General features: G+C 37.2%; 14 protein-coding genes. 7 read left to right on the forward strand and 7 right to left on the reverse strand.

Translation table 11 applies throughout. The features are described 5' to 3' along the window. Window positions 1-20: 20 nt before the first annotated feature. Together QF004_RS01235 and QF004_RS01240 are read right to left on the reverse strand one after the other, a co-directional pair. Window positions 21-587, reverse strand: a complete 567-nt coding sequence (locus QF004_RS01235) for a transposase (RefSeq protein ID WP_307421986.1) — start codon at window positions 585-587, stop codon at window positions 21-23. A gap of 124 nt (window positions 588-711) precedes the next feature. Further along, window positions 712-1,044 (reverse strand): hypothetical protein, encoded by a 333-nt coding sequence (locus tag QF004_RS01240; RefSeq protein WP_307421987.1) that lies wholly within the window; start codon window positions 1,042-1,044, stop codon window positions 712-714. 25 nt (window positions 1,045-1,069) lie between these two features. On the opposite strand from QF004_RS01240, the gene QF004_RS01245 reads away from it, so the two are divergent. From QF004_RS01245 to QF004_RS01260, 4 genes are all read left to right on the forward strand, one after another. Beyond that, a complete protein-coding gene (locus QF004_RS01245; protein ID WP_307421989.1) occupies window positions 1,070-1,396 on the forward strand; it encodes a hypothetical protein in 327 nt (108 codons plus the stop codon). A gap of 437 nt (window positions 1,397-1,833) precedes the next feature. Then, entirely contained in the window at window positions 1,834-2,193 is a 360-nt protein-coding gene (locus QF004_RS01250; protein ID WP_307421990.1) for a hypothetical protein, read from the forward strand. 212 nt (window positions 2,194-2,405) lie between these two features. After that, window positions 2,406-3,512, forward strand: a complete 1,107-nt coding sequence (locus QF004_RS01255; RefSeq protein ID WP_307421991.1) for a hypothetical protein — start codon at window positions 2,406-2,408, stop codon at window positions 3,510-3,512. Between the two features lie 15 nt (window positions 3,513-3,527). Further along, entirely contained in the window at window positions 3,528-4,367 is an 840-nt protein-coding gene (locus QF004_RS01260; protein ID WP_307421992.1) for a polysaccharide deacetylase family protein, read from the forward strand. A 181-nt stretch (window positions 4,368-4,548) separates the two neighbouring features. On the opposite strand, the gene typA is transcribed toward QF004_RS01260, so the two are convergent. The 5 genes from typA to QF004_RS01285 all read right to left on the reverse strand — a co-directional run bounded on the left by typA (window position 4,549) and on the right by QF004_RS01285 (window position 9,951). After that, on the reverse strand, window positions 4,549-6,357 hold the full coding sequence (typA, locus tag QF004_RS01265; RefSeq protein ID WP_307421994.1) for a translational GTPase TypA: 1,809 nt from the start codon (window positions 6,355-6,357) through the stop codon (window positions 4,549-4,551). Between the two features lie 207 nt (window positions 6,358-6,564). Continuing rightward, window positions 6,565-6,801: a YdcH family protein gene (locus QF004_RS01270; RefSeq protein ID WP_133440538.1), complete on the reverse strand. Its 237-nt coding sequence runs from the start codon at window positions 6,799-6,801 to the stop codon at window positions 6,565-6,567. An 87-nt stretch (window positions 6,802-6,888) separates the two neighbouring features. Beyond that, complete coding sequence (locus QF004_RS01275) at window positions 6,889-7,752, reverse strand: GLPGLI family protein (RefSeq protein ID WP_307421997.1); 864 nt, start codon at window positions 7,750-7,752, stop codon at window positions 6,889-6,891. Window positions 7,753-7,816: 64 nt separating this feature from the next. Next, a complete protein-coding gene (locus tag QF004_RS01280) occupies window positions 7,817-9,589 on the reverse strand; it encodes a M56 family metallopeptidase (RefSeq protein ID WP_307421999.1) in 1,773 nt (590 codons plus the stop codon). Then, the gene (locus QF004_RS01285; RefSeq protein ID WP_133440540.1) at window positions 9,586-9,951 is read right to left on the reverse strand and encodes a BlaI/MecI/CopY family transcriptional regulator; all 366 of its coding nucleotides are present in this window, start codon (window positions 9,949-9,951) and stop codon (window positions 9,586-9,588) included. Before QF004_RS01285 ends, QF004_RS01280 begins: the two co-directional genes overlap by 4 nt. Before the next feature lie 256 nt (window positions 9,952-10,207). Here QF004_RS01285 and QF004_RS01290 point away from each other — a divergent pair, with 256 nt between their 5' ends. The 3 genes from QF004_RS01290 to QF004_RS01300 all read left to right on the forward strand — a co-directional run bounded on the left by QF004_RS01290 (window position 10,208) and on the right by QF004_RS01300 (window position 12,917). Continuing rightward, window positions 10,208-10,759 carry a ferritin gene (locus QF004_RS01290; RefSeq protein WP_307422001.1) on the forward strand — a complete coding sequence of 184 codons (552 nt, stop codon included), beginning with the start codon at window positions 10,208-10,210 and terminating at the stop codon, window positions 10,757-10,759. 359 nt (window positions 10,760-11,118) lie between these two features. Then, entirely contained in the window at window positions 11,119-12,210 is a 1,092-nt protein-coding gene (ychF, locus tag QF004_RS01295) for a redox-regulated ATPase YchF (protein ID WP_307422003.1), read from the forward strand. 158 nt (window positions 12,211-12,368) lie between these two features. Then, on the forward strand, window positions 12,369-12,917 hold the full coding sequence (locus tag QF004_RS01300) for an NADPH-dependent FMN reductase (protein WP_307422005.1): 549 nt from the start codon (window positions 12,369-12,371) through the stop codon (window positions 12,915-12,917).

The raw sequence follows: 12,917 nt of genomic DNA on the forward strand, positions 1-12,917 counted from the left end.
TCATGAAATCGCGGTTGCCATTAAAAATCAGGATTTATCTGACACGCTGCAACGGTGACAGATGATTTAAACCCGCGAATAATAGATGCCAGATTTTTGGATTGTGGGCCGAATTGGTTTTTGGCGGTAATGGGGATATTTGTGGGATCCACCGTGGCAATGGGATTCACCACGCCAATGGGATTCACTACCACCGTAGAGACGCAATGCATTGCGTCTCTACAATCCCCGTTACCGTTACCGTTACCGTTACCGTTACCATTCCCATTCCCATCGCCATCCCCCGATTCCCGTTTCATATTATATTCATTTTCCCCAATACCGATGATGGCGTGAAAATGATTGGGCATCACGACAAATTCACCCATGAATAGATTCATATCGGGGCGCAATTCAAATGTTTTCAACCATTCCCGTTCTGTAATCTTGCCAAGATCCGACAACTGCATTTTGCCTTCGGTTATTTTGCCAAAGAAATCGGCTCTGTCGTGGGTACAGATGGTAATGAAATAGAAACCTGCCTGGCCGTAATCCCAGCTTTGTAAACGGGCAGATGAAATGCGGTATTTATTATTAAAATGATCCATAGGTTTAAATTGTGTTTAGTTGGTAGAGACGTAATGCGTTGCGTTCTCAAATCCATAGTTTTAAATTATGTTTAGAGGCGCAATACATTGCGTTTTCAAATCTGTAGAAACGCAATGCCTGCGTCTATACAGATTTTGCGAAAAGGTAGGTGGAACTGCCGTGAACAGCGGCGGTATTTAGAGGCGTTGCCGATTTAAAAATAAGGGTGCCCGTCACCACCAGCCACGCAGAATCATCAGGGATCCCGAATTTCCAAACGGTAGGGAGATTGGCCTGGAAAATAGAAAGATCCGCGGTGTGGGAACTGATCAGGTTAAGATTGATGGTTCTGCTGAGCGGATTTACCGTAAAAGCATCCAGTCTTAACTCAGCACTCCGTGCATCTTGGGGAAGCACAATTTCCCGTCCTGCTTTCAGAGCCGGAAGGTGGCATTTAAAACTAAAATACCAAATCAATCTATTGAATTATGAAATATTTATTATGCCAACAATATTATTCCTTTGTTGCTGTGAAAAAGCTAAATCTGAAGAAGTAAATATAACAAAAGATTCAGTTAAAATCGAAGAAGATGTACATGCGTTTATTTTGAAATTAAGACAGAACGAAATAGCTGTAACGTCGCATTTGAATGATCTGCCTATTGATTCAACCCGACTAATTTTATATGATTATAAAAAATTAGTCATAGACAATTTCCTAAATGACGAAACTGATATTATAGATTCGCTTTCACTTAAATATAATTTGAAGCCAAAAAAGATCGCGGAAATCATATATTCCTATGAAAATTTAAACAAAAATAATTGATAGATTAGTAAAATTAAACACCTAAAACCTGAAAACAAACTATATATTTCTTTCAGTTCTAAAGTGTTTTTTTGACACTTTGTACTTTTCAATAAGCTCTGGATTACAAATTTCGCTCTTTAAAATATCAAAAATAAACAGAGGTGTTTTTTTTCATAAAACTAAATAACTATTTGATTATCAGATAAATATGCAAAAATATTCTCTAAAAAAACAAATATAAATACCTGTTATTCAATTATTTAACACACTAACTTAATGACATTGTTCGTGCGGCAGCAGGGGGCAGCGCGAAAATGCAAATACTTTGCTATATTTGGTTTAATAATAAAGTATCACTTTAGTCATAAAAATGCACCGGTTTTTTATGACTTTATATGATTTTGTTATATAACGAGTTGTACACAATATTAACAAGGACATAATACGAAAATGCTTTGAATAAAATTAAATTTATACTTTTATTGATCTTATCAAATTCTTGTTCTCCATTAATAGAAAACGGAATTATTGTTGAAATAGAAAACAACTCAAAACTTTCAGTTATAGGTGTGCAATTTTACACAACTGAAAAACTAATAACTTTAGATTTTGATAAAATTAAACCTGAGGAAACCATGTCGGGTTTTCTATCAATGAAAAATAATAAATCTGATGGTGGTTATGTTTTAGACTTTATCGGTGCTAATGGCGAAAAAGAACATACGGTTGTCGGCTATTATACTAACGGCGGTTCGATTGATAGAAAAGTTAAGTTTACTATAGAAACTAAAAAAACACTCGTAAAGTTCGATTAAAAGAATATTAAAAAATACTGTGTACAATAAATAAGCTTTCGTTTTGTCTGCAAGAAATGAAAGCCCGTTGAACGGAACCTTCGGTAGCTTTTTGTCAGCATGTTGGTAACCTTAGGGAGTTATTCACTCGCTGGCAAAATCTCCTGCCCGCTGCACAAAATATCCTGACTCTCAGCCTTCTAAAAATCACTACCTTTGATAAAACACAACTCATGAAAACTGGCTATGTCATCAGGGATCAGGAAAAACCACATTTTGTAACAGCTACTGTTGTTGACTGGTTTGATATTTTTACAAGGAAAACCTATCGCGACACCCTTGCATTTTTCACACTCACTTTATTGTTTTTAAATACTGTAGCCTGCAATGGTGGCCAATCGGTCGAAACGGTAAAGGGAATAAAGAAACCGGAAACCGTAAAAATGGATTCCGTAGAGAAAAAAACAGTGAGCACCATTGATACGGTGGATTTCAATAAAAGAATACGCGCATTAAGCAACAGTGACCCTTCCGGAAAATGGCCTGTAAAAGCGCCTTATCCTTTGTCCGGAGCGTTATTGCCTTACCATAGAATTGTTGCTTTTTACGGAAATTTATATTCAACAAGAATGGGAATCTTAGGGGAACTGCCCCGAAAAGAAATGCTGGCGAAACTGGAGGGCGAAGTAGCTCAATGGCAAGCTGTAGATTCTACGGTGATAACAATTCCTGCTTTGCACTACATTGCGGTGACAGCTCAGGGTGAACCGGGAAAAAATAATATGCACCGCCTGCGGATGCCCTTTCACCAGATTGACACGGTGATCAATTGGGCAAAACCCATCAATGCATTGGTGTTTTTGGATATTCAGGTGGGACACAGCTCCGTGAAAGCGGAAGTTACAGAACTGGAACCATACCTTTCTATGCCCAATGTACATCTTGGAATAGATCCTGAATTTTCGATGAAAAACGGTGAACGGCCAGGTTCCAAAATTGGGTATTTTAATGCCGCAGATATTAATGATGCCATTGATATCTTAGCAGACATCGTACGCAAAAACAAGTTGCCTCCAAAAATACTGGTGGTTCACCGGTTTACGCAGGGAATGGTGAAAAATTATAAAGAAATCAAAACCGTTCCCGAAGTCCAGATTATCATGAATATGGATGGTTTTGGAAGTAAAAGTTTAAAAAAAGACTCTTATGTGAGTTATATTTACAGAGAACCTGTGCAGTTTACCGGTTTCAAGTTATTTTATAAAAATGATCTGAAATTGTATACTCCCGAAGAATTAATGAAATTCACGCCGATACCGATTTACATCCAGTACCAATAATTTAATTTTTGACTGATGAAAAATGTTCTTAATTCCGTTTTTGTCGCGTTGTTTTTATGGATCGGCTGTCAGCCGGAACCTGCTAAAATAACTGCCGGGACACCACTCATTGCCACTCCCGCAAAAATCACAGCGCCAAAAAAAGTCAGGGCCGCTGTGGCGACTGTTCTTTCGAGGAAAGAAGTGCCGGTTTTATGCTATCATAATATTAAGGATTTCAGCGCCAGTGCGGGTGAAAACACAAAAGTGTATACCGTAAAACCTGCTGCCTTTGCGGAACAGATGAAAGCTTTGGCCGATGCCGGATACCAAACCGTTTTACCTGAACAGCTATATAACTATTTAGTTTTTGACGGTCCGTTACCAGAAAAACCCATCATGATTACCTTTGATGATACGAGGGGAGCACAGTTCAGTATTGGCGCAGCCGAAATGAAAAAATACGGTTTCAAAGGCGTGTTTTTTATCATGACCGTTTCTGTTAACCGTCCCGGATATATGACTAAAGAACAAATCAAAAGTTTATCGGACGACGGGCATGTTATCGGAGCACATACCTGGGATCATCATAGGGTCACTAAATACGCTGGAGACGACTGGAATATACAATTGGTCAAACCAAAGGCTCAACTGGAGGAAATCACCGGTAAACCGGTAACCGATTTTGCTTATCCGTATGGATTATGGAATACCGCGGCCATCGATGAAATAAAAAAGAGTGATTATAAAATGGCTTATATATTATCTACCAAAAGAGATCCTGCAGATCCATTATACACCATCAGACGTATGATCGTTTCGGGAACCTGGTCAACTCAGGGAATGATGAACGCTGTTCATTCTTCATTTCACTAAAAGAGATCAGCATTTTAGGCAGGAAGGAGATCCTGAGAGATATTTGAAGCCATTTTGGAGATTCTATTATGATGAAATACCTGATATTGCTGCGTTGCATCATTATTTCATTTACTCATGTTAGATTATAAAACAAAAAAAAGCCCCAATAAAACTGGGGCTTTTCTATATTTTGAAGTGATTATCCTTTTGCGCCTCTTTCAATACGTTTTCTTTCGTTTTCAGAAAGGATTTTTTTACGCATTCTGATGAAGTTTGGAGTTACCTCAATCGCTTCGTCACCCTGGATGTATTCCATACATTCTTCCAGAGAGAATAATTGTTTTGGAGCGATGTTACCGTCTTTATCTTTTCCTGAAGCACGCATGTTGTTCAACTGTTTTGCTTCAACGATGTTTACTACTAAATCTCCCGGTTTGTTTTGCTCACCGATGATCATTCCTTCGTAAATTTCTTCACCCGGATCAACAAAGAACTTACCTCTGTCCTGAAGTTTCGCGATAGAATATTCAGTTGCAGGTCCCTGACCTTTACTGATCAATACTCCAACGGATCTTCCGGGAATGGATCCTTTGAATGGTTTATAGTCTGTAAAACGGTGTGCCATAATTGCTTCACCGGCAGTTGCAGTCAACATTTGAGAACGCAGTCCGATCAATCCTCTTGAAGGAATTTCGAATTCCATGTGCTGCATTTCCCCTTTGGTTTCCATGATGTGCAGATCACCTTTTCTTTGAGTCGCAAGATCGATTACTTTTGATGAATATTCGTCCGGTACATCAACGACCATTGATTCATAAGGTTCACATTTAACACCGTCGATTTCTCTGATGATTACCTGTGGCTGACCAATGGTCATTTCATAACCTTCTCTTCTCATCGTTTCGATCAGAACAGAAAGGTGAAGAATACCACGACCGAATACCAGGAATGTATTAGCATCGTCAGTAGGTTCAACTTTTAGAGCTAAGTTTTTCTCTAACTCCTTATACAACCTTTCTTTCAGGTGATTTGAAGTTACATATTTACCATCTTTTCCGAAGAAAGGAGAGTTGTTGATAGAGAAGGTCATGTTCAAAGTCGGCTCGTCAATCGCAGTTCTTGGCAATGGTTCCGGATTTTCAAGATCCACGAATGAATCTCCGATCTGGAATTTATCAAATCCAACAATCGCACAGATGTCTCCGGCCTGAACTTCCTGAACTTTCTTTTTACCTAAACCTTCGAAAACGTATAATTCTTTTACTTTACCTCTGATCACTTTACCGTCTTCCTGCGCCAAACCAATTGTTTGACCTTCTTTAATAGAATTTCTTCTGATCTTTCCGATAGCGATTCTCCCTAAGAAAGAAGAGAAATCCAGTGAAGTAATCTGCATTTGCAGGCTTCCTTCGAAAGTTTCCGGTTCTGGTACATATTGGATAATTCCGTCTAATAGGGGAGTAATGTCTTCTGCAGGCTCTAAGCTCGTGTTGAACCAACCCTGTTTGGACGAACCATAGAAAGTTGGGAAATCCAGCTGCTCTTCTGTCGCTTCTAAGTTGAAGAACAAATCAAAAACTTTATCGTGAACTTCATCAGGACGACAGTTTGGTTTGTCAACTTTGTTGATTACTACAATCGGCTTCAAACCTAATTCCAATGCTTTGTGCAATACGAAACGGGTCTGAGGCATCGGCCCTTCAAAAGCATCTACTAAAAGTAAAACTCCATCGGCCATTTTCAGAACTCTTTCAACTTCACCACCGAAATCGGCGTGACCAGGCGTATCAATTACATTAATTTTGGTGCCTTTGTACATTACCGAAATGTTTTTCGATAAAATCGTAATTCCTCTTTCACGTTCCAAGTCATTGTTGTCCATGATCAGATCACCTGAATCTGCCTGATTTTCGCGGAAAACACTGGTTGCGTGGATGATTTTGTCAACCAAAGTCGTTTTACCGTGGTCAACGTGCGCAATAATTGCGATATTTCTAATGTTTTGCATATTCGTTTTTTGACGGTGCAAAAGTAATCTTTTTTCGTCAATTTCTTTTATAAGTTGTTTAATTTAATAAAAAATTATGTTAAAATTTATAGAAAGTTTAATAATAAGCTTGAAAACACCTTTATATCAAGCTAATTATTCGGAAAATACAACAATAAAAGCGGCCTTTTCAAGCCGCTTTGAAATAAATGAGTAGGTCGCCAAATTTTAATTCTGTTTTAAATAAGAGTACACATCATCTTTTAAATGAACTCTTTTTTTGCGTAATTCTGTTAAATGTTCGTCGGTCGTATGATTCTGCTCGCCTTCTTCGTAATGCTGAATGAGGGCATTTACTTCTTCATAATTCACGTACATTTTTTTGAAGGTTTCATCATTCAGCTTAAGCACATTGATTTTATCTTCCAGTTCAGGGAATTCGTGGGTAAGGTTGTGATTTTCCATGACTTTAAATATTTAATTTTTTAATACATTAAAGTTAAGGAAATTTTCCTTTTTCTAAAGATGAAAATTGTCAGGAATTTTAATAGTTTATTTCAGCAGATCGAGTTCGAGCAGGTTATTGTCTTTTGCGTTTTTTGCTTTTGCACCTTGCTCTTTGTTTTTAATCATTTCTGCCGGAGCGATACTGTTTCCGTTCTGATCGGTCAACTGAAAAACTGCTCCATTGGCTAATGCCTGCTTAATTGCTTTGGCAGGATCATTCCGGTCTTCTAAATAGATTTTTCTGTACTGCTTCTGATTGATTTCAATTTCCTTCTTTTTCACTGTAAATTCGGAAACTTTTTCAGTGACAGGCGTAAACTTCGAAATGCCGATTAACTCAAACTGATGTGTTTTGGTGAGATCTTCAAGTTTTACAATTAATCCCGGTAAACCGTGAAATTTGTAAGGGCCGTCCTGAAAAGGCAATTCCGCAGAAAACCACGCCACCCATTTTCTTCCGGCAAAGTCTGTAGTCGCTTTTTGCGCATTGAATTCACCGATTTTTTGTTGATCAGGCAAAATAGTCCAGACCATTTTCCGGTCATCAGAAACTTGATAAGAATCCATTCCGATGTTGATGGATGCAGCTATTTTAAAATCAGGATATTTTTTAAAGATTTTGTATCTCACGCTTCCTTTCCGCTGCGACATCATCTTCGTATCAACATTCATGGAACCTGTATTTTTGATTTGTCTTTCAAAATAAGCATTCATGGTAGAATCTGAAATATGCACGTCCCGGCTGTAAAAACTGGAGCCGTCTTTGGAGATATCCAGATTCATCAGTTCTTTGGTGATGTCCTGTTTATTTAAGGAGTCTTTTACGAACTGATATTCATAACTGAACCGTTGGTTTTGAGCAAAAAAGAAGTTGCAGGCTAATAGAAAGAGGGGGAGATATTTTTTCATTGATGATTTTTTATAGTTAAAAAAATTGCCAAAGTTTAAAAGAGCTTTGGCAATTTGTGATGAGTTATTTCTTTGTGGTGATATGGATTTCTCCGGATTTAGTGCCGTTGTAACCTTTTTTATTCACTTCCATTTTCTCGATGCGGTCTGGAGATAAATTCTCCATTTCTAATTTGGTTACAGGTTTTCCGTCAATGAAAATTTTAATGTTATCAGCATCTGAATTCGCGTTTTTTCCATTGCTGTTCAAAATGATAATTTTTGAATTTCCGTTTTCGGCAGCCAGCTTTGCGGTTTCTTCAGCCTCCTGAATTCTCTTTTTGAATTCTACTGAATTCACTGCTTTATCTGCTGCTTCGTTCGCACGTTTTTCGGCTTCTTCAATTCTTTTTTTAAACTCCGGAGAATTTATTTTTTTCTCAGCCTGTAAAGCCTGTTTTTCTGCTGCTGCAATTTTCTTTTTAAATGCAGGAGAATTCACCAGTTTTTCTGCTTCTTTTGCGCGCGCTTCAGCGTCTTTTATTTTGAGTTTAAACTCATCAGAATTGTAGTATTGATCAATCTTGGAATGGAGTTTATCCATTTCTGCGTGATTGAAATCCAGGTTTTTCATGGAATTTTTGAAGTCTTCGCTTTCGAATATCAGATTCATTTTGTTCCCCAGTGCATTCATTTCTTTTTCGAGCTTTTTGAATTTGGGGCTGTTAAAATCGTTGTTCTTTGCCAGTTTTTCTAACTCCTTACTTTTAAACTGCATTTCTGCACTGAGTTTTTGCGCTTCTTCGCTTTTTTTAGTGATTGCCTCGTTCATCGGCTTCAGTTCTTTCTCTTTAATCTGAAGCTGTTTTTCTAATTCCCGAAGGCCGGGTGGCTCTTCATTAACGGGCGCCGGCGGAGGTGGAGGCGGCGGAATGGTATCTTTTTTAAGAGTGGAGACATAATCAGTTATTTCCTGATTTGTCGTCCTAATCTCTTTATTTTTCGCATTCACCAAATACATAAATGCGAGCGTAAACAATAAAGGCAACGCCAGAATCCGCCGCGCATAACTGTATTTTGTTTTTGATTTTTTTAGCATTGTTAATCTTTTTTTGAGGTTAGAACTTAAGAAAGGACTCGTGGCAGGAAACTCTTTTCCGGAAAAGTGACTTGCTAAAAGCATCTGCGCAAATGCTTTTGTGTCCGAATTTTTTACGGCCTTTTTATCAGCCAGATATTCGTGTATTAAATTGATTTCTTTTTTAATCAAATAAATGAAAGGATTAAACCAGAAGAGGGCAGTAGTGATTTCTATAAAAATTTTGTCCCAGGAATGTCTTTGCTCGATGTGAACCATTTCGTGCTTTAGAATTTGTCTTCCTAAATCCGACTGAATGGCAATCGAGTTTTTCCAGAATAAATTTTTGAAATAGGAGAATGGAGCTTCCACCAAATCGGTCTGATAAAAGCTGATACCTTCAAAATTTTCTTTGTTGTATTTCTTTTTTAAAAGGTGAATTTTAACCAGTCCAACCGTTAATTTCGTTAGAAAAAAGAAAGTAACCAGTCCAATAAGAAAAGCGCAAATTTGAGAATAATTGAAATCATCGTTTGAATTATTAGGTGAACTTAAATTTTGTAAACTATTAATTAACAAATACATATTGCTGTTTACTTCAAGTGTAAAATAACTCACTTTCAGTAAAGGCAGTAACATACTGATCAGCACCGCGGCGAGCAAATAAAACCGGTTGTAATGATGAAAAGTCCTGTCTTTAAGAAACAACCGATAGTACAGAAATGTTACACCGGAACATAAAATGACTTTCCCGAAATAGAAAAAAAGCGCTTCCATCATTCTTTGTTTTTAAGTTCATCGAGTAACATTTCGAGGTCTTCAACGCTCATTTGGTTTTTCTCCACCAGAAAAGAAACGGCGTTTTTATAAGAACCTTCAAAATAATTTTTCACCAGGCTTTTCATCGATTTTCCGCTGTATTTTTCTTTGGAAATCAACGGGAAATATTCATGTTGTCTCCCGAAAACTTTGTAATCGACGAAGTCTTTTTCTTTTAAAACCTTCAAAATGGTAGAGACGGTATTGGTGTGCGGTTTGGGTTCCGGAAACTGCTCGAGCATGTCTTTAAGAAAAGCTTTTTCCAAATCCCAAAGGTAGTGCATCACCTGCTCTTCGGCTTTTGTTAATTGAGAAATCTGCATATCACTATTTGTTTAGTGATACAAATGTAGAATTTAATTTTAACTATACAACTATTTTTATAGTGATAAATTCAATATTTACGTATTTGATTGATTGTCAATGTTATTATTTTTGAATTCATATTAAAAACAACCTTTCTTTAATAATGATTCAAAAATCTGAAGCCTGATCTGTTAAAAAAAGCTTAAAATGATCGAACATTTATACAAAGGAATTATTATTGCTAAACTATACGCAATCATTAAAATTTAAATTATGGACACTAAAAGACTTTCTTCAACACTGGAAGAAGCGCTGAGCACCCAAATGAATGTAGAACTGTTGCAGTCTCACACCTATTTATCGTATGGGATCTGGGCAACCGATAAAGGATATGGCGGAATCGGGAATTTTCTGTTTCGCCATTCTTTAGAGGAAAGAAATCATGCGGTTAAATTCATGCAGTACATTTTAAACAGAGGTGGAAAACCTACTGTAACTGGTATAAAAGCGCCAGATAAAGATCCTTCAACACTGAGTGAATGTTTCAATCAGGTTTTTAAACATGAAGTGGATAACACCGAAAAAATCTATCATCTTGTGAATATGGCTTTTGAAGAAAAAGACTGGGCAACCTGGAATTTCCTGCAGTGGTTTGTACAGGAACAGATTGAAGAAGAAACGTTGGCGATGGATCTGATCGACAAATTAAAAATTGCCGGTGGCGACCGCGCTACCGATGAATCACTTTTCAACCTGGATAAAGATTTGGGAAAAGTTCCGGACGAAGCAGAACTGGCCAGAAATGCCACTTCTGAAAACCCATAATCTTACGACAATTTGAAAGGTTAAATTTCCATTCAATAGTCACAAAAAAATTAGTTTTCACTATGAATAATAGGCAGAACACAAAATTCAAAATATTTACTTTCAGAACTTATGTGAAATTTAAAATGATTTTTCACCAACTTTAAAATGATTTTTCTTTAATTAAACACTTTTGTGACTTTGGTGGTTTAAAAAAATTATGGTCACTTAAAATTTTTAAGATAGTATTAAAATCTGCTGTGTTAATAGCAGATTTTTTTATTCTATAACTCACTCAAAATCTTTATCTTTGCCAACTCGCAATTTAATAGGTTTAAGGACGACTTTAAACCCTGAATTTTAAACTTTGAACTAAAGATATGAAATGTGGAATCGTAGGTTTGCCCAATGTAGGTAAATCAACCCTTTTTAACTGTTTGAGCAATGCCAAAGCGCAGTCTGCCAATTACCCTTTCTGTACCATCGAACCCAATATTGGTACGGTTTCTGTGCCAGATGAGCGTTTGTTTGAACTGGAAAAATTAGTAAAACCTGAAAGAGTTTTACCGGCCGTAGTAGAAATCGTAGATATCGCAGGTTTGGTAAAAGGAGCAAGCAAAGGCGAAGGTTTGGGAAATAAATTCCTGGCAAATATCAGAGAATGTGAAGCGATTATTCACGTTTTAAGATGTTTCGAAGACGGAAATATTATTCATGTTGAAGGAACCGTAGATCCAATCCGTGATAAAGAAATTATCGATATCGAACTTCAGTTGAAAGATATTGAAACCCTGGCAAAAGCAGTTGAGAAAGCGAAAAAATTCATCAAGTCCGGTAAAAAGGATGATGTGATGACCTACGAAACGCTCCTTAATCTTCAGAAATTTGTGGAGGAAGGCAACAATGCGCGTGAATTTGCAATGGATGATTTTTCTACTTCAATCATTTCCGAAGTTCAGCTGTTGACCAATAAACCGGTTCTTTATGTTTGTAATGTCGATGAAAATTCCATTAAAAACGGAAACGAATGGATTGCAAAAATCGAAGAAATGGCCAAAAAAGAAAATGCAGAAGTTGTCGTTTTGGCCGCTCAGATCGAAGCAGACATCAATGAACTGGATACCTTCGAAGAAAGAGAAATGTTTCTGGATGAATTGGGTTTAACGGAACCTGGTGTCAACAGGTTGATCAGAAAAGCCTACGATTTATTACAGTTGCAGACTTATTTCACCGCCGGTGTAAAAGAAGTTCGTGCCTGGACTATAGGAAAAGGCTGGACCGCACCACAGGCAGCTGGAGTAATTCACACCGATTTCGAAAAAGGATTCATCCGTGCAGAAGTAATCAAGTATGAAGACTTCATTAATTTCGGATCCGAAGCCAAAGTAAAAGAAGCCGGAAAACTATCTGTAGAAGGAAAAGAATACATCGTTCAGGATGGCGATATGATGAATTTTAGATTCAATGTGTAAAGCATTTTTTGAATAAGATTATTCTTTAAAAATATATTATGAAGCGAACTTTGGTTCGCTTTTTTTTGTTCCAGTTTTGTCGGAATGATTAAATTTTTGTAAGATTAATTTGTAAAACTTCAACCTGTTTCGAATGTGTAACTTTAATTAAAATTAAAATGATGGAAAAGAAAATCGCAGTTTTAGTGGGCAGCTTGAGAAAAGAATCATTCAACAGAAAAATCGCCAATGAACTGATTCGCCTTGCTCCCAAAACTTTAAAAATGGAAATGGTGGAAATCGGTAATTTGCCACTTTATAATGAAGATTTAGATACAAATCCACCTAAAGAATGGACTGATTTCCGTGAAATCATTCAAAATTCAGATGCTGTACTTTTCGTTTCTCCGGAATACAACCGGACGATTCCCGGAGGTTTGAAAAACGCCATTGATGTCGGTTCGCGGCCGCCCGGAAAAAGTGCCTGGAAAGGAAAATCAGGTGCGGTAGTAACTGTTTCTCCGGGTGCTACAGGTGGTCTTGGCTCGAATCATAATATTCGTCAAGCCGTTGTTTTCCTGGATATTCCGATGATGCAGCAACCGGAAGCTTATATCGGAAAAGTTCATGAATTATTACGGGAAGATGGAAAAACAGTCATCGAAAAAACAGAGACTTTTCTGAGAGATTATATGCTGGCTTTTGAGAAATGGGTGAACCTTTTTTAA

This window comes from Chryseobacterium sp. MDT2-18, assembly GCF_030815285.1.
Taxonomy (GTDB): domain Bacteria; phylum Bacteroidota; class Bacteroidia; order Flavobacteriales; family Weeksellaceae; genus Kaistella; species Kaistella salivictor.